The 16,035-nt window shown below is 59.0% G+C and carries 14 protein-coding genes; 5 read left to right on the forward strand and 9 right to left on the reverse strand.

From position 1 onward, the window contains the following. Positions 1–21: 21 nt before the first annotated feature. Positions 22–1,029 carry a bile acid:sodium symporter family protein gene (locus ACRC4F_RS14815; RefSeq protein WP_438659980.1) on the reverse strand — a complete coding sequence of 336 codons (1,008 nt, stop codon included), beginning with the start codon at positions 1,027–1,029 and terminating at the stop codon, positions 22–24. Between the two features lie 83 nt (positions 1,030–1,112). Between ACRC4F_RS14815 and ACRC4F_RS14820 the strand changes: the two genes are divergently transcribed. The 4 genes from ACRC4F_RS14820 (at position 1,113) to ACRC4F_RS14835 (ending at position 6,026) form a co-directional block, all read left to right on the forward strand. Next, the gene (locus tag ACRC4F_RS14820; RefSeq protein WP_438659981.1) at positions 1,113–1,904 is read left to right on the forward strand and encodes an AraC family transcriptional regulator; all 792 of its coding nucleotides are present in this window, start codon (positions 1,113–1,115) and stop codon (positions 1,902–1,904) included. 281 nt (positions 1,905–2,185) lie between these two features. Beyond that, entirely contained in the window at positions 2,186–3,325 is a 1,140-nt protein-coding gene (locus ACRC4F_RS14825; RefSeq protein WP_438659982.1) for a metallophosphoesterase, read from the forward strand. A 27-nt stretch (positions 3,326–3,352) separates the two neighbouring features. Continuing rightward, the gene (locus ACRC4F_RS14830; RefSeq protein WP_438659983.1) at positions 3,353–4,180 is read left to right on the forward strand and encodes an aldo/keto reductase; all 828 of its coding nucleotides are present in this window, start codon (positions 3,353–3,355) and stop codon (positions 4,178–4,180) included. A 214-nt stretch (positions 4,181–4,394) separates the two neighbouring features. After that, positions 4,395–6,026, forward strand: coding sequence for an amidase family protein (locus ACRC4F_RS14835; RefSeq protein WP_438659984.1), 1,632 nt, complete (start codon positions 4,395–4,397; stop codon positions 6,024–6,026). Between the two features lie 228 nt (positions 6,027–6,254). Here the strand turns inward: ACRC4F_RS14835 and ACRC4F_RS14840 are convergent, their stop codons facing one another. Genes ACRC4F_RS14840 through ACRC4F_RS14875 form a run of 8 tightly spaced genes read right to left on the reverse strand, consistent with a single transcriptional unit; the run spans position 6,255 to position 14,213 of the window. Further along, the gene (locus tag ACRC4F_RS14840) at positions 6,255–6,953 is read right to left on the reverse strand and encodes a GntR family transcriptional regulator (protein ID WP_438659985.1); all 699 of its coding nucleotides are present in this window, start codon (positions 6,951–6,953) and stop codon (positions 6,255–6,257) included. Between the two features lie 8 nt (positions 6,954–6,961). Further along, complete coding sequence (locus ACRC4F_RS14845; protein ID WP_438659986.1) at positions 6,962–8,260, reverse strand: amidase; 1,299 nt, start codon at positions 8,258–8,260, stop codon at positions 6,962–6,964. After that, positions 8,257–9,375 carry a M20 family metallopeptidase gene (locus tag ACRC4F_RS14850; protein ID WP_438659987.1) on the reverse strand — a complete coding sequence of 373 codons (1,119 nt, stop codon included), beginning with the start codon at positions 9,373–9,375 and terminating at the stop codon, positions 8,257–8,259. The genes ACRC4F_RS14845 and ACRC4F_RS14850 overlap by 4 nt, the downstream gene beginning before the upstream one ends. A 21-nt stretch (positions 9,376–9,396) precedes the next feature. Beyond that, complete coding sequence (locus ACRC4F_RS14855; RefSeq protein WP_438659988.1) at positions 9,397–10,104, reverse strand: ABC transporter ATP-binding protein; 708 nt, start codon at positions 10,102–10,104, stop codon at positions 9,397–9,399. 4 nt (positions 10,105–10,108) lie between these two features. Next, positions 10,109–10,882, reverse strand: a complete 774-nt coding sequence (locus ACRC4F_RS14860; protein WP_438659989.1) for an ABC transporter ATP-binding protein — start codon at positions 10,880–10,882, stop codon at positions 10,109–10,111. Continuing rightward, positions 10,879–12,036, reverse strand: coding sequence for a branched-chain amino acid ABC transporter permease (locus tag ACRC4F_RS14865; RefSeq protein WP_438659990.1), 1,158 nt, complete (start codon positions 12,034–12,036; stop codon positions 10,879–10,881). Before ACRC4F_RS14865 ends, ACRC4F_RS14860 begins: the two co-directional genes overlap by 4 nt. 2 nt (positions 12,037–12,038) lie before the next feature. After that, positions 12,039–13,001, reverse strand: a complete 963-nt coding sequence (locus ACRC4F_RS14870) for a branched-chain amino acid ABC transporter permease (protein WP_438659991.1) — start codon at positions 12,999–13,001, stop codon at positions 12,039–12,041. Positions 13,002–13,043: 42 nt separating this feature from the next. Then, positions 13,044–14,213 carry a branched-chain amino acid ABC transporter substrate-binding protein gene (locus tag ACRC4F_RS14875; RefSeq protein ID WP_438659992.1) on the reverse strand — a complete coding sequence of 390 codons (1,170 nt, stop codon included), beginning with the start codon at positions 14,211–14,213 and terminating at the stop codon, positions 13,044–13,046. A 421-nt stretch (positions 14,214–14,634) separates the two neighbouring features. Here ACRC4F_RS14875 and ACRC4F_RS14880 point away from each other — a divergent pair, with 421 nt between their 5' ends. Beyond that, entirely contained in the window at positions 14,635–15,963 is a 1,329-nt protein-coding gene (locus tag ACRC4F_RS14880; RefSeq protein ID WP_438659993.1) for an OprD family outer membrane porin, read from the forward strand. The last annotated feature ends 72 nt before the right edge of the window (positions 15,964–16,035 follow it).

Raw genomic sequence — 16,035 nt, forward strand, 5'->3', positions numbered from 1 at the left:
GATGGGGTGTTCAGACTGTCATTAAGAGCGGGCTGACTCCACACATGGAGATGAGAGGGACGGTAACTCTGGTCTCTTTGCATAGCGCTGTGCCAAGACGGCACAGACCATAAGTTGTATTTGATGAAACAGCATCAGCGGAAGAATAAGCACGCCGATGCTGCTGCCGGCGAATAGAACCTGTGCCATGGGAACGCCGGTGGCCAGGCTTTTCTTCGAGCCGCAAAAAAGGATGGTGATACGGTCTTCCAGGTTGAAGCCCAGCCATTTACCCAACTGATGGGCGACCAGCAGTGCTAGAGCCAGAAGCAGGCCGCAACCGAACATTACGCCCAGCAGTTTCAGGGGTGGAACCTGCTGCCAGAGTCCACCGATCACGGCTGAGCTGAACGCGGTATAAACTACAAGAAGGATGCTTCCCTGGTCGACGTTCTTCAGCCAACCCTTGTTACGGTTCACCCAGTCACCGATCCAGCGACGGGCAATCTGACCAGCGATGAAGGGCAGAAGCAGTTGGATGCTGATCTTGCGGATGGCCTCGATCGTTGAACTCCCGTCGCTGTGCACGCCCATCAGCAGGGCGACCAGTACTGGGGTGATAAATATGCCCACAAGGCTGGAGGCGGCGGCGCTGCATATCGCCGCAGGGATGTTGCCCCGGGCCAGGGAGGCGAAGGCGATGGCCGACTGCACGGTGGCGGGCAGGACGCAGACGTATAGGAAGCCAGCATAGAGTTCAGGTCCGACCATCGGCAACAGTACCGGTTTCAGGGCAAGTCCGAGCAGCGGGAACAGGCCAAAGGTGCAGATGAATATGAGCAAGTGCAGGCGCCAATGGCCGGCGCCTGCAATTACAGCGCTGCGAGATAGTTTGGCGCCGTGCAGGAAAAACAGCAGCGAGATGGCAATGTTGGTGATCCAACTGAAGGCGACAGCCACCTGCCCCTGTGCGGGTAACAAGGTGGCGGTAGCGACGACGGCGATCAGCGTCAGGGTGAAGTTGTCCGGGAGCAAGCGTGAGCGGGCCATGGGTTTATCCAATAGTTGTCATTGAGGCTCCGGCTACCCTAACCCTAGCTACGGGATGCCGACTAACGCAATAGGGGCAAAAAATGCCTACAAACGGTCAAAATCAATGGCGCGAGCGCCAGATTCCCCAACTGCAACAATTGCCCCGCCCCTTGTTTGCCCGCAATGAGTCGCTGGTGGGCGCGGTGGGAACGCCGCGCCACACCCATACCTGGGTGCAGCTTTCATATGCCATCCGAGGCGTGTTGCATGTGCACACCGCTGAAGGCAATTTCGTGGCGCCCCCTCAGCGCGCGATCTGGATATCGGCAGGGACGGAACACGAGGTGTTCAGTTCCCCTCATACCGAGATGCGCAGCCTTTACCTGAATGACGTCACCTCGAGTTGTGGACTGTGCGGTTGTCGGGTCATCGAGATTGATACCCTCACGCGGGAGCTGATTCGGCGCTTCTGCGAGCTGCCAGTGGAATATGACGAGAAAGGTGCGGACGGTCGCCTGGCCCAAGTGCTGTTCGACCAGTTGCAGGTGGCCCGTGAGGTCAGCCTGTCGTTGCCCCTTCCCAGTGACCCGCGACTTCTCCGCTTGTGCCGGGGCTTGCAAGAAGCCCCCGATGATTCCCGTACCCTTCTGGAATGGAGTCAGGACCTGGGTGCCTCGGAGAAGACGCTGAGGCGGCTGTTTCTGCGCGAAACTGGCCTGACCTTCCGCGCTTGGCGTCAGCGCCTGCGTTTGCTCGGCTCACTGGAAGCCCTGGAACAAGGACAGCGTGTGACCCAGGTCGCCCTTGGCTGCGGCTACGACTCTACCTCTGCCTTCATAGCGGCATTCCGGCAGCACTTCGGCGTGACGCCGGGGGATTTCTTCCAGCAGTAGCCTGAAGCACTCGCATCGACGGTTGCCCGTGCCCAATTCGTTTCGTGTTGGCCTGCCGAGTGCTTGATCGGCATAAGCACGCCTATCCGTTTCTCATTTTCCTTAGATCCACCAACGAACGCTGGACGCAAAGTTCGCCGCGGCCAAGCTCATCCTCAAAAAACATAGACCGTTGAAAATGGCTCAACGTTTCGTGCAGTAAAGCTAAACGGAAACTCCTGTAGCGCCGTGTACCATTAAAAAAATTCAACGATTGATGGTTTCCTTAAGCGAGCTTTTCTGTGTTCCACCTGTACCTGGGCCTGGCCTATCTGTATGTCCTGTGGCGCTTCATCGTCCCGCTACCTGTCTCGGCAGGCTGGCGAATCTTCCTCGCCCTCGTGCTTCTGGTTGTCTCCAAGTACCACCTGATCCAGGTCTGGATATTCGGGACAATGTTCTCACCGGAGATACCCCGGTGGGCTGTCCTGGTAGCGGGTTGGGCGTTTTGCGCATTTGTTCTTCTGTTCGTGTTCGTTGCAATCGCGGATCTTGCAAATGGCCTGCTGTCGATACTCCGACTGCGTGCTGCCAGAAAGCAGGTCAGTGCGCACAGCCGGTATGTGATTGCGGTGGTCGCTTCGCTGCTGTCAGCGTTGGGGGTTTATCAAGCCGTACAGGTTCCTGATGTGCGCAACGTGGAAGTCAGGATCAAGAACCTGCCGCACTCCTTGGAAGGGCTTCGGGTCGTTCAACTGACTGACCTGCATATCAGCCGTCTTTTTAACGCGCCCTGGGTGTCGCAGGTGGTGGCTCGAACCAACGCTCTGAACCCGGACTTGATCCTGATCACAGGCGACCTCATCGATGGCACGACCGCGGCCCGGCGCCAGGACGTGGCGGCGCTTGGTGGGCTGAAGGCCGCTCTGGGCGTCGTCGCTATTCCCGGAAACCATGAGTACTACTTCAACGAAGCTCAGTGGCACTCCGAGTTCGAAAGTCTGGGCATGCGCATGCTGGAGAACGAGCACGCAGTCGTCGGATCGGGCGATGAAGAGCTTGTCGTCGCCGGCGTTACGGATGAGGCCGCTCCGGCATTTGGCATGCCCGGCCCGGATCTGGACGCGGCGCTGGTGAATGCTCCCGTAAACGCTCCTGTGATTCTCCTGAAGCACCGCCCCTCCGGCGCCTTGCGCTCGGCTAACGCTGGCGTTGGGCTACAACTCTCCGGGCATACGCATGGAGGAATGATTCGAGGTCTCGATCAGGTAGCTCGATACGCCAATGAGAACTTCGTCTCCGGGGCATACGCAGTCGGGGACATGCTGCTTTACACCAGCAATGGCACTGGGTTGTGGAACGGGTTCCCGATTCGCCTGGGTGTGCCAGGGGAAATCACCCAATTCACTCTTCGGGCGGGTTCGCCCACTCAGTCTTTCTAGAAGATGTTTCCTGTACATGAGGTGTCTATGAGTCACGAACAACCGATGATCAAACTCTCCGATGGAAACCAGATTCCTCAGCTCGGGTTGGGCGTCTGGCTGGCCAGCCCGGGGGAGGCTCGCGCTGCGGTGAGTCATGCGCTGCAGGTTGGATACCGCCACGTTGACACGGCTGCCGTGTACGAAAACGAGGAAGGCGTGGGCGCAGGGATCCGCGATTCCGGGGTAGACCGCGCTGATGTGTTCGTCACCACCAAGATCTGGAACGCCGCCCAGGGTTTCGATGCGGCGGCCAAGGCATTCGATGAGAGCCTGGGGCGCTTGAAGCTGGATTATGTGGATCTGTTGCTCATCCACTGGCCGGCTCCTTCGCGGGACCTGTTCGTGGATACCTGGAAAGCACTCATCCGGGCCAAGGAGCAGGGCAAGGTGCGCTCCATTGGTGTCTCGAACTTCAACCCCGACCACCTGCAGCGGCTCATCGATGAAACAGGCGTCGTGCCCGTCCTGAACCAGATCGAACTGCATCCTCTCTTCCAGCGAAGTGATCTGCGCCATTGTCACGACGAGCTCAATATTCGCACGCAGTCCTGGAGCCCACTGGGTCAAGGCCAGGCGCTCAATAATCCGGTGATTGGCGAGATCGCTGCCAAGCATGGTCGCACGACTGCGCAGGTGATCATTCGCTGGCATTTGGAACTTGGCCTGATCGCAATTCCAAAGTCGGTCACCCCAGAGCGGATTCGCGATAACTCCAAAGTCTTCGACTTCAACCTGGATGCCGAGGACATGGCGGTGATCGCCAAGCTAGACAGCGGACTGCGCTTGGGGCCGGATCCTCTCGAGCGCGCCTGATTACCTCACTGCATTTACTGAAACTTCCTTCGAATCCGCACCATTTCGGAAACTGAAAATGTGCAGCGCGCCCAAAGCTGGTGCGTTTCGCAGGCCTCGAAGAGACGCCGCGCTGCACCCGCCTGTACTTATTTGCGACTCCTGACGGTACACAGGGAAAACACTGCATTCTGCCCCGAGCTGGCACGTTGTATGCAAAATGCAAAATGCAAGAATGAGCGTTATTCAAAAACAATGTAGATCACAAACTGATAGGGTCATTCAAAAAATGCGGGATCACACAACCAAGGTTTTGCCGGTATTGCCGGTATTGCTGGCAGGACTACTTCCATTGTCGGCCTATGCAGCAGGCGCGCAGTTCAATGTCATGGACGCGTCGATTGGGGACATTCACAAGGCGATGCGGGCGGGCAGCCTCACCTGCCGCGGACTGGTGCAGCAGTACCTTGACCGCATCGGGGCCTATAACGAACAAGGCCCCGCGCTGAACGCAATTCTTTATCTGAATCCCAAGGCGCTGGAGCAAGCTGATGCCATGGATAAGCAATTCAAGCAGACCGGCGAAATGGCGCCGCTGCATTGCATTCCGGCGGTACTGAAAGACAACTACAACACCGCCGATATGCCGACCACGGGCGGTTCGGCTTCCCTGGCCGGCGCTCAACCCGCGAAAGATGCCTTCGCGCTGAGCCGCTTGCGCAAAGACGGCGTCTTGGTTCTCGGCAAAGCCAATATGCAAGAGTTCGCCCTTGGCGGGGTATCGATCAGCTCGCTCGGCGGCCAGGTGAAGAACCCCTATGACCTGCTGTTGACGCCGGGCGGCTCGTCCGGCGGCACTGCCGTTGCGCTGGCGGCCAACTTCGCTACGGTCGGAACCGGATCGGATACTGTGAATTCGATTCGCTCGCCCGCATCCGCCAATAGTCTGGTCGGAATCCGGCCGACCCATGGCCTGGTCAGCCGGGACGGCATCCTGCCGGTCTCATTTACCATGGACGACGCCGGCCCGCTGGCCCGATCCGTGGCCGACGCCGCCGTGATGCTGGACTCGATGGCGGGTTACGATCCGGCCGATCCGCTGACAGCGCTCGGTGTCGGCAAGACCCCGAAAACCTACACCGCATCGCTCAACAAGACGGCGCTCAAAGGCGTGCGGATCGGTGTGCTGCAAACCATGTTCGGCACCAAGCCGGAGAATCAGGAAGTCAACCGCGTCATGGCCAACGCCATTGAGGTCCTGAAGAAGCAGGGTGCGGTTATCGTTCCGGTGAGTGCTCCGGAGATGGACAGCGACAAACTGAACGCCGAGCTGGACGTGCAGAAGTATGAATACAAAGGCGTCATCAATACTTACCTGAAGGCACTCGGCACGGCCACACCTGCGCATTCGCTGGACGACATCATTGCTTCCGGCAAACCGCATCAATCCCTGAACAAGTTCCTGCTGTCGGCGCAGAGTTATCAAAACGGACTGGCGGATCCGGATTACAAGGACCGTATGGTCAAGATAGACGCGCTCAAGATCAGCCTTGCCAATCTGATGGCGGAAAACCATCTCGATGCGATGGTCTACCCGCACCAGAAACGCTTGCCGGTGCCGATCGGCGAATTCAGCCAGCCCGACCGCAACGGCATCCTGACCGCGCTCACCGGGTTTCCGTCAATCGCGGTTCCTGCCGGATTTTCCACGCCTACGGCTGATGCGCCGATGGGCGTCCCAGTCGGCATGGAGCTGATCGGGCGTCCTTGGAGCGAGTCTCAACTCATCGGCTACGCCTATAGCTTCGAGCAAGCCGCCAAGGCCCGCAAGCTTCCGGCATCGACTCCGTCACTGGCACTGCGTTGAGTAACGCAAGGCTTTTGCCAGGTTGATCCACGCGTACGCACCGGCTTGGCAGCGTGTTGCCGAGTCGGTGCATCTGTCGATTGATGGAGTTGATGGGCTCAAAGGCCTTTTTTCAGCTGTTACCTGCACAAAAGAAAACGCCCCGAACAAGTCGGGGCGTTTACTCAAACCGTCTCTAGCGTGTTTTCCCATCGCCTGGTTTTAGCGTTTTCTGTAAGGAGCGCATCGTCAATTACGCGCGCTATGCACCATGTGCAGAGTGATTTTGCGGACCTCGGCCTTGCTGACCTCGATGTGTGCCTTGAGCAGGCGCTGCGCCTCTTCCGAGCGGTGGTGCAGGGTCGCGTTGAGGATCTGCGTATGCTCCGCGTAGGTGGTGTCGATGCGCGCTGGCTGGGTGAAATCCAGACGGCGGATCACACGGATCTTGTCGCCGATCTCTTCATGAATCCGCGTCATCTGTGCATTGCCTGCCAAGGTCAGCAGCCGCTGGTGGAAGTTCTCGTCCATCTGGATCAGTTGATGGGCGTCATAGCAACGCTGCTCAGGTTCAATGTTCCAGATGGCTAACAGCTCCTGGAGCGCCTCCTGCTGGCCGGGAGCAATGTTTTCACACAGGCGCTTGACCGCCGTCTGCTCCAGTACGATGCGCACGTCGTAGAGTTCTTCGAAATAGGTGAAGTCGAACGGCCGGACCTGCCAGCCAGCCCGAAAGTGCACCTCCAGATAATTCTCCTGTTCCAGACGAAACAACGCCTGCCGCACGGGTGTGCGGCTGGCGTTCATGCGTGTGGCTATTTCCCCTTCGCTGAAACGGTCCCCGGGCAACAGGCGGAACTCGAAGATGTCCTGCTTGAGCTGGGCATAGATCCGTTCGGCGAGACCTTCCCGGCGTTCTTTGCCGGTGGCTTGGGAAGCAAGTTGCATGTTCAGTCCTATTGACGATTCAACTGGTGTTCCACCCAATGGCAAAAGACCAGGGTTTGAGTATCACTGGATGCAGGCCCGATGAACTGCACGCCCACGGGCAGCCCCATGGGACCGAAGCCAGTAGGCAGATGCAGGCTGGGCAGGCCGAGCACACTCCAGGTTCGTGAAAACAGCGGGTCACCGGTACGCTGCAAGCCAACGTCGGCTTCGCCACAGGCGCTGGGCGTCATTAATAGATCACAGTCGGCGAACACTTGGCAAAGTTGCGCGCGGGCAGACGCGACAAGGGCGTGATTGTAACGGTTTTGCAGGTAGCCGACCTCTTCGCCACGCACCAGCATCTGCCGCAGACTTTCACTGAGCAACTCAGGATGATTCACGCGCTCGTCGGCCAGCGCCTTGAATGCCTCGGCGCACATGATGTCGTCGTGCACCTTGGCGAGCTGGTCGAAGGTGTCCGGCAGGCGCACGTCAACGACCTGCACACCGGCCTTGATCAGGCGTTGTCTAGTGTCTTCGAGTGCCTGACGTGCTGCCGGGCTAGCGGCGTCCCAGTACGCAGTGCGGCACAGGCCGATACGGGGTTTGCTGTCCAGGTGTAACTGTCGCCATTGCGCAGCATCCGCCATCACAGAAGTGAGCAGCGCGACATCCGCCACGTTGCGCCCGAAGCCACCGACTGTGTCCAGGGACTCGCTGATGCTTTTGACCCCGGCGCGGGGAATCAGACCGAAACCGGGCTTGAAACCGACGACGCCGCAGTAGGCAGCAGGGCGAATAATCGAGGCGGCGGTTTGCGTGCCCAGCGCCAGCGGCACCATTCGCGCGGCCACGGCGGCAGCCGAACCGCTGGACGAACCGCCGGGTGTGTGCAGCGGATTATGCGGATTGCGCGTTGGTCCCGGGGTAAAGGTGGCGAATTCCGTCGTGACGGTCTTGCCCAACACAATCGCTCCGGCTTCGCGACACAGAGCGACGGCAGCGGCATCGTTGATGGGCTGATGGTGTTGGTAGATCGGCGAGCCATAGCCGGAAGGGAAATCCCGGGTGTCGAACAGGTCTTTGACCCCGAGTGGCAGGCCGTGCAGCGGCCCGCGCAACGGACCACGATCCAGGACTCGGGCCTGCGCCAGCGCGGCGTCGGCATTGTAGCTGCGCCAGGCAAGCACCTCTGGCTCGCGCTCGGCGATACGTTCGAGGAAGGCCATCATCAGGTGCTCGGCACTCAAGGTGCGCTGTTGCAGCAGTGTCGCGGCTTCACTTGCGGTCAGTTGCGTTGGGTCATCCATACGATTCACGTTCATGCCTGGCACCAATCGAGGATCATCCGGCGATACAGGTCGTGAGCCTCTTCGATGCGGCTGACCTCGCAGTATTCATCGGTCTGGTGCGCCAGATGGGTTTCGCCGGGGCCGAGAATCAGCGTCGGCGGATCGCCCAGCGGGGCGAGCAGGGCGGCGGCATCGGTGAAGTAGGTGACCGTCCCCGGCGTCTGGGTACTGTCGCACAGTTGCATGACTCGCTGCACCCAGGGTGATTCGGGCGGGGTGTAGACCGGTGACAGGTCGATCATGATCTCCAGCGCGATGTCGTCGCCGACAGCTTTCTGTACTGCCTGCTGCACGGCGGCATGGGATTGCCCGGCGACGCTGCGGATATCAATAGTCAGTTCGGCGGCATCCGGCACCGAATTGACGTTGAGCCCGCCGCTGATCAAGCCGACGTTCAGGGTCGGGCTGCCCATTTCCGGATGGGCCGGGCAATGGAAATCGAAGGCTTGCAGGGACAGCGCGGCACGGGCGATTTTGTACACCGCGTTGTCGCCGTGTTGAGGCATCGAACCATGGGCGGTGATGCCCTTGGCCTTGGCTTTCAACCACAGCGCGCCCTTGTGGCCGGCCAGCGGGTTGTTGTAGCTCGGCTCAGCCACCAGCAACGCACCCGCCGGCTTGAGCAGGCCTGGCTGGGAAGCCATGTGAAATGCGCCTTCGCAGCCGGTCTCTTCGCCTGCGGTAATGATCAGGGTGACGCCGGCAGTCCCCGCGATCTGGTCGCTGCAGTCAAGGGCGGCGCAGACGAACGCGGCGACTCCGGCCTTCATGTCGCTGCTGCCGCGTCCGTAGAGTTTGCCATTGACGATATCGCCGCCGAACGGGGCCTGAGTCCAGGGTGCATCGCCCAAGGGCACCACGTCCACATGGCCGGTGAACGCCAAGGGCAGACCCTTGCTCGGGTCGCCGAGGCTGGCGATCAGGCTGGCCCGACCGGGGGACAGTTCTATCAGGGTACAGGTGAAGCCATGGGGTTCCAGCAATTCGGCCAGGTATCGAGTGCAGCTCGATTCATCGCCCGGCGTGTTGATGGTGTTCATCCGCACCAGCGCCTGGGTCATTTCAACAGCGTTAAATTGCAAGGTCATGAGTGATGCTCCAAATAAGGATCAGCCGAAATAGGCGGCCTGGACTTCTTTATCTTCGCTGAGGCTGCGGGCGTCGCCCTGGGCCACCATGCGTCCCTGGGAAAGCACGAAGCCGTAGTGGGAAATCGCCAGGGTCTGGTGCACGTTCTGCTCGACCAGCAGAACGCTGATGCCCAATTGGCAGATGTCGGCGATGATCCGGAAGTTCTCTTTGACATACAGCGGGGACAGACCCAGGGAGGGTTCGTCGATGATCAGCAGGCGGGGTTTGGCCATCAGCCCACGACCGATGGAAACCATGGCCTGTTCGCCACCGGACATGGTGCCTGCCAGTTGCTCGCGACGCTCTTTCAGGCGCGGAAACAGCTCGTACACTTCGTCGGCACGCCTGGCGATTTCCGCCGCATCGCTCACCTGATAGGCACCCACGCGCAGGTTTTCCGCCACGCTCATTTTCGGGAAAATCTTGCGCCCTTCGGGAATGCAGGAGATGCCCTTGGCGATGATGCGGTGTGTCGGCAGGCCCAGCAGCGATGCGCCATCGAAGGTGATGTCGCCGCGATTGGGCGGTGTGAGGCCAAGAATTGATCGGATCAGCGTGCTCTTGCCCGCGCCATTGGCGCCGAGGATGCACGTGATACGTCCTTCTTCCAGCTCCAGGGACAGGTCATGGATGACGTCGATGCGGTCATAGGCCGTGGCAATGCGTTGAACGCTCAATAGGGGCATTGACTCACTCCTTGCCCAGGTAAGCGACCTGGACCTCTGGGTCGGCGATGATGTCGGCGTAGGTGCCTTCGGCGATTTTCTTGCCGTAGTTGAGCACCACGCAGCGTTCGGAAATACGCTGGATCAGATTCATTTCATGCTCGATCAGGGCGATGGCGAACGGGGCGACGCTCTGCCGGACCTTGAGGATGTCGTCCATCAACTCGTTGGTTTCCTCATGGGTCATGCCCGCCGACGGCTCGTCGAGCAATAGCAGGCGCGGCTCGCTGATCAGCGCGCGACAGATTTCTACCCGTCGCCGGTCCAGCATGCTCAGGTTGACCGCAGGCTGCCAAAGCTTGTCGGCCAGCTCGGCGTTGAAGGTCTTCAGCAGCTGATGCACGCGTTCGACCATTTCGCCGTGCTGGCGCTTGAAAGCCTGCCGATGGAACAGGTTGAACCAGAGGCTTTCATCGAGGTTGCGGGTGTTGCCGATGACCACATTGTCGAACACTGTCAGCGGCAACGACAGGCGCAGGCGCTGGAAGGTGCGGGTGATGCCATGGCCATAGACGGTCTGTGGCGAGCGGCCGCTGAGGTCCTCGCCGCCGAAGCTGACGCTGCCCGCGCTGGCCTTGTACAGACCGGTGATTACGTTGAAACAGGTGGTCTTGCCGGAGCCGTTGGGACCCAGCAACGCGAGAATTTCCCGTGGTGCGATATCCAGGTCCAGGCCGTCCAGGGCGGTCAGGCCGCCGAAGCGCATGGTCAGGCCGCGTGTCTGCAACAGTGGTTTCATGATTCACGTCCGGGAAAGAATTTGCGTACCTGACGAGGCAGCAGCCCCTGAGGACGAAATAGCAGAATGGCGATCACCAGCAGGCCGTACAGCAGGAAGCGATACTCCTGAATCGACTGCAGTTTCTCCGGCAGGATCATCACGATGGCCACTGCTGGAATGATCCCCCACGGATTGCCGATGCCACCGAGGATCACAATCGACACCAGGATCAGCGAGTCGCCGAAGGTGAAGTTGTTGGGCGCCACGTAACCGGTCATCAGACCGTAGGTGGCACCTGCGACACCGATCAGGAAGTTACCGAACACAAAGGCCATGACCTTGGTGCGGGCGATGCGGATACCGAACGCCGAGGCTGAGACTTCATCGGTGCGCACCATGTCCATGGACACGCCCAGCCAGGAGCGCTCCAGGCGGCGTACCAGCCAGAAGGCCAGGCTGCACAGAATCAGCGCCAGGATCACGAAGTTGGCGTAGAACGAAATCTCGCTGTCACCCCATTCCAGGCTCTCGCCCAGATCCCGGCCGAACAGGGTCATGCTGGGAATGCGCACACCCTGCGGGCCGCCGAAGGTGTCATTGACCTCCATGAAGGTGCGAAACAGGATGCCGAACGCGATGGTCACCAACGCTGCGTAGTGACCTCGGGTGCGCAATACCGGAAGGATCAGCAGCGAGCCCAGCACCGCCGCCATCAGCCCGGCGATCAGTATCGCCAGCAGGTCGGGCACGCCACTGTGCAGGGCCAGCATGGCGGCGGTGTAGCTGCCGATGCCGAAGAACGCCGCGCCGGCGAAGTTGACAATCCCCGCATAACCGAACTGCACGTTAAGGCCCAGGCAGGCCACGCTGTAGATCAATACCGTGGCAAGCAGCAGCAGCGCGAAGTGATCTTCATGAAACACCGCGAGCAAGACCAACACGCCGACGATACAGCCCATGCCCAGCAGCCGTGGATAACGTCCGGCGCTGAGGCCCAGCGGGCGGGCGATACCCAGGCGTCGGGAGACACCGAGCAGTACTGCTACGACGATTCCCAGTACAAGAATCTCAAGCTGGCTTTCGGCATGCAGCAAGGCCCAGCCTGCGAGAAAGCTCAGGGCCAAGACCGCGATGAGTAACGGTCGTGAAGTATTGGACAGAAATTTGATCATGCTCAGACTCGCTCACTGCTGCGTTCGGCAATCAGGCCGGTAGGCTTCCAGGCCAACAGGACGATCACCACTAAAAAGGCGAACACATCCTTGTAGGCACCCTGGAAACCAGGAATGAAGTGCGGCAGGGCAACGGCACCGAAGGTCTGCAGGGCGGCGAACAGAAAGCCACCGAGGATCGCGCCATAGAAGTTGCCAAGACCGCCGAGGATCGCCGCGCAGAAGCCGATCACGCCCAACAGCAGGCCGACGTTGAAGTTGATTTCGTTGTAATACAGGCCGTTCATCATCCCGGCCATGGCTGCCAGGGCCGAGCCCAGAGCAAAGGTCACCAGCACGATGCGTTCGAAGTTGATACCCATGACCCGTGCCGTTTCGCCATCCTGAGCCACGGCTCTGATGGCCAGACCCAGCTTGCTGCGGTTGATCAACTGATGGACGCCAACGATGGTCAAGGCTGCGGCCAACAACAGAATCGCGCTATCGGCGCGTACGGCCAGGTTGCCAAGATGCCAGGTGTCGGACGGTAGCAGTTGCGCAAAGGGCTTGGAGTTGGAGCCGTCCGGATAGAACAGACGGATGCACTCACGCAGCACCAGACCGAGCATCAGGGTGATCAGCAACAGGTTGATCGGCGGGGCATCACGCAGCGGCAGGATCAGAAAACGTGCGACCAACGCGCCCAATGCAGCCGTCACTGCCAAGGCTGCGACCAGCATGATCAACAGTTGTAGCCAGGGGTTGGCGATGCCGACCGACTGTGCCGCGGCGAACGCACTGAGTCCGGCGAACCCGCCGACCATCAACACATCGCCATGGGAAAACTTGATCACATCGAGCACCCCGAAAAACAGGGTGAAGCCCACCGCGACCATCGCGTAGATCATTCCGAGCATCAGCCCGTTGATCAGGTATTGACTGAGTATTTCCAGATTCATTGGAAGGTCCGGATCGTAAAGGGTCATGGCTCCGACACGGGGTCGGAGCCGGATCATGCAAGGCGCCGGTTACAGATCTTTGAGGGTGCGTTTGCCGCTGGCGTATTCGCTGTCCTGCCACGGCACCCATTTGCCGTCCTGCACCACATAGGAAGTGATCAGCGGCACGATGTTCTGCCGGTGGTCATCGAAGGTCACCGGCCCGATCATGGTGCTGGCGTCCTTGGTGTGGTTCAGCTCCTCACGAACCTTGCGTCGGTTCGGGCCGACCTTGTCGATGGCGTCCATCAACAAGTTGGTCGCCACGTAGGCGAACGGTCCATAGGCTTCGGCGGGCTGTGCGTATTTCTGCTCGCCATAGGCGGCGAAGAATGCAGGGCCGGCCACCAGTTTCTCCCACGGAGCGCCTTCGATGAACGACAGCGACCCTTCGGCAATGGGGGCGCCGACACCTTCGATGTAGGAGTCGGACTTGATCCCCGAAGTGCCTTCGAGCTGGGCATCGATTCCGAGTTTTTCCATCTGCGAACGGATGCGGATGCCGATCGGGGTCAGACCACCGAAGTAGATGACCTGCGGCTTGAGCTGTTTGATCTGAGTGAGTTCGGCGGTGAAGTCCTGCTGATCGGCGGTGACTCCGAACGTACCGACAATCTTGCCGCCGGCTTTTTCCAGCGCCTGGCTGAAGTACTGGTTATGGCCTTTGCCGTAATCGGTGGTGTCGTGAATCACCGCAAAAGTCTTGTAGCCGCGCTCGACCATGAACTTAGCGGCTTCCTGGTTCTGGTTGATCATCGTGCCGTTGACCCGATGCACTTCCTTGAAGTCGTTGGCGTAGGTGATGTCCGGCAGCACCGCACCCCAGACCACCACTGGCAGGCTGAACTTGTGATAGACGTCGACGGCACTCATGGCCACGGCCGAGCAGTAGTGGGTGATGCCACCGATGATTTCCTTGTCCGACGCGATCTTGGTTGCGATCTGCACGCCGACGTTGGGCTTGCACTCATCGTCCAGCGATACCAGTTCGTACTCATACGGGCTGTTGGCCTTGGCGTTGTGTTGCTTGACCGCCAGTTCGCTGGAATTACGACCACCCAGGCCTATGGGCGAGGTACCGCCGGTCAAGGGACCAATAAAAGCTATTTTCACCACATCCTTGGCCAACGCGAATGGCGCGGCGAGCAGGCAGGCAGAAAAGAGAGCGGGCAGCACAACCACTTTGATCTTGTTACTCATGACATCTCCTAAGACGACCTGCCGGCGAATGTCGGGCACGGTAAGCAAATACTATCTTGTATACATGATGGTATTTCTGCCTAAGCAACAACGATGCCATGAGCGCAATTAGCCCTTGGAGGACAGGAATCGTGGGACGACAGTGATGAAGTGAGTGGCGATTAAGGTGCAATTTTAGTGCGTGCGCACTCGGCTGGTGCGTCGATACCCGGTTGTAATCTTCGAGCTCGCCAGTCCGGTTTGGCCTATGGCGCCCTGTTTATTGACCTTATTCCTGTGTGAGCAGGGCAGCGCAGCTTCCTTTGTACGTGAGTGTATGCGTTGGCACGCTTCGTGCTTTGATTAAAATGTAATTTTCAATAGTTGCTAATTGCAAATAAAAACATCTGAACACAATACTAGAAAGCCCGAGGAGCAGAACATGTACAAATCCAGCTTGGTGCTTGCCGTGGCCGTTGGGGTGTTGGCCCAGCAAGCCGATGCTGCCGGTTTCATCGAAGACAGCAAGGCTTCCGTCAGTTCACGTACCTTTTACTACAACGCTGATACCCGCGAAGGCACTGCAAACGATCAAAAAGAAACCGCCGAAGGCCTGAGATTCGATTACACCTCTGGTTTCACCCAGGGTCTCGTCGGTTTTGGTATCGACGCTCAGGCGTTAGTCGGCATTCACCTGGACGGCGGCAAAGGTCACCATCCAGATAACAACAGCTTCTACCCAAGCGACACCGATGGTTCGGCAGTCGATTCGTGGAGCCGTGTTGGTGCGAACGCCAAGGCGCGTATCTCCAAGACTGAACTGCATGTGGGCAGTGCCTTGGCGCCGCAACTTCCGATTTTGTTGGCGAACGACAGCCGCGTCCTTCCAGCGACTTATGACGGCGGCATCATCACTTCCAAGGATATCGACAACTTCACACTGGTTGCCGGTCAACTCGAGCACTCTGCAGGTCGCGCAACGAGCAACAGTAGTGGTCTGGCCGTTGCCGGCGGTACCCAGGACAGCAACCAGTTCCGTTTCGGCGGCGTTGACTGGAAGGTCACCAAGGACCTGATGTTGCAGGCTTACCACTCCGAGTTGCAGGACTACTACAAACAGAATTTCTTCGGTCTGATTCATGTGTTGCCGATCTCTGACAGCCAGTCCCTCAAGACTGACCTGCGTTATTTCGATAGCAGCTCCGACGGCAAAAATGGCACGACGGGCTACATGTTCAATAACAACGGCGGCTTCGCCAAAACTCCGGGTGAAGTCGACAACACCACTTGGAGCGCGATGTTCACCTACACCCTGGGAGCCAACGCCTTCCTGGTTGGCCATCAGCGTGTCAGTGACGACGGCGGTTTTGTTTACCTGAACCAAAGCAACGTTGTCGATGGCAATGGTAGAAACGAAGGCAACGGCGGCCCTAGCTTCTATCTGTTCACAGATAGCGTGGTCAACAGTTTCGTTCGTGCAGGCGAGAACACAACTTTTGGTCAATACACCTATGACTTCGCCTCGCTCGGCGCGCCTGGCCTGAAAGCGTCGGTCTCATACTTGCGTGGTCAGGACATCAAGGCTACCAACGGCATTGGTAAAGACCAGACCGAGTGGGAACGCGATTTGCGTGTGGATTATGTGATTCAAACGGGCGCGCTTAAAGGGTTCGGTACGACGCTGCGTCACGGTACTTACCGTGGCGACACCAACATTCCTGCGCAAGACCAGACCCGTCTGATCTTCAACTACACCTACAGCTTCCTGTAATAAATCCCGATGTTGTTGGAGGTCCAGCGGACCTCGGCGCAACTGCGGCAGTGGCTACAAGGTATTGGTATT

The organism is Pseudomonas sp., assembly GCF_051660785.1.
GTDB lineage: Bacteria > Pseudomonadota > Gammaproteobacteria > Pseudomonadales > Pseudomonadaceae > Aquipseudomonas.

Bases quoted from the DNA above. Each gene is read 5' to 3' on its own strand.
- ACRC4F_RS14815 (WP_438659980.1), bottom strand. From the start codon at position 1,029: ATGGCCCGCTCACGCTTGCTCCCGGACAACTTCACCCTGACGCTGATC.
- ACRC4F_RS14820 (WP_438659981.1), top strand. From the start codon at position 1,113: ATGCCTACAAACGGTCAAAATCAATGGCGCGAGCGCCAGATTCCCCAA.
- ACRC4F_RS14830 (WP_438659983.1), top strand. From the start codon at position 3,353: ATGAGTCACGAACAACCGATGATCAAACTCTCCGATGGAAACCAGATT.
- ACRC4F_RS14835 (WP_438659984.1), top strand. From the start codon at position 4,395: ATGAGCGTTATTCAAAAACAATGTAGATCACAAACTGATAGGGTCATT.
- ACRC4F_RS14840 (WP_438659985.1), bottom strand. From the start codon at position 6,953: ATGCAACTTGCTTCCCAAGCCACCGGCAAAGAACGCCGGGAAGGTCTC.
- ACRC4F_RS14845 (WP_438659986.1), bottom strand. From the start codon at position 8,260: ATGAACGTGAATCGTATGGATGACCCAACGCAACTGACCGCAAGTGAA.
- ACRC4F_RS14850 (WP_438659987.1), bottom strand. From the start codon at position 9,375: ATGACCTTGCAATTTAACGCTGTTGAAATGACCCAGGCGCTGGTGCGG.
- ACRC4F_RS14855 (WP_438659988.1), bottom strand. From the start codon at position 10,104: ATGCCCCTATTGAGCGTTCAACGCATTGCCACGGCCTATGACCGCATC.
- ACRC4F_RS14860 (WP_438659989.1), bottom strand. From the start codon at position 10,882: ATGAAACCACTGTTGCAGACACGCGGCCTGACCATGCGCTTCGGCGGC.
- ACRC4F_RS14865 (WP_438659990.1), bottom strand. From the start codon at position 12,036: ATGATCAAATTTCTGTCCAATACTTCACGACCGTTACTCATCGCGGTC.
- ACRC4F_RS14870 (WP_438659991.1), bottom strand. From the start codon at position 13,001: ATGACCCTTTACGATCCGGACCTTCCAATGAATCTGGAAATACTCAGT.
- ACRC4F_RS14875 (WP_438659992.1), bottom strand. From the start codon at position 14,213: ATGAGTAACAAGATCAAAGTGGTTGTGCTGCCCGCTCTCTTTTCTGCC.
- ACRC4F_RS14880 (WP_438659993.1), top strand. From the start codon at position 14,635: ATGTACAAATCCAGCTTGGTGCTTGCCGTGGCCGTTGGGGTGTTGGCC.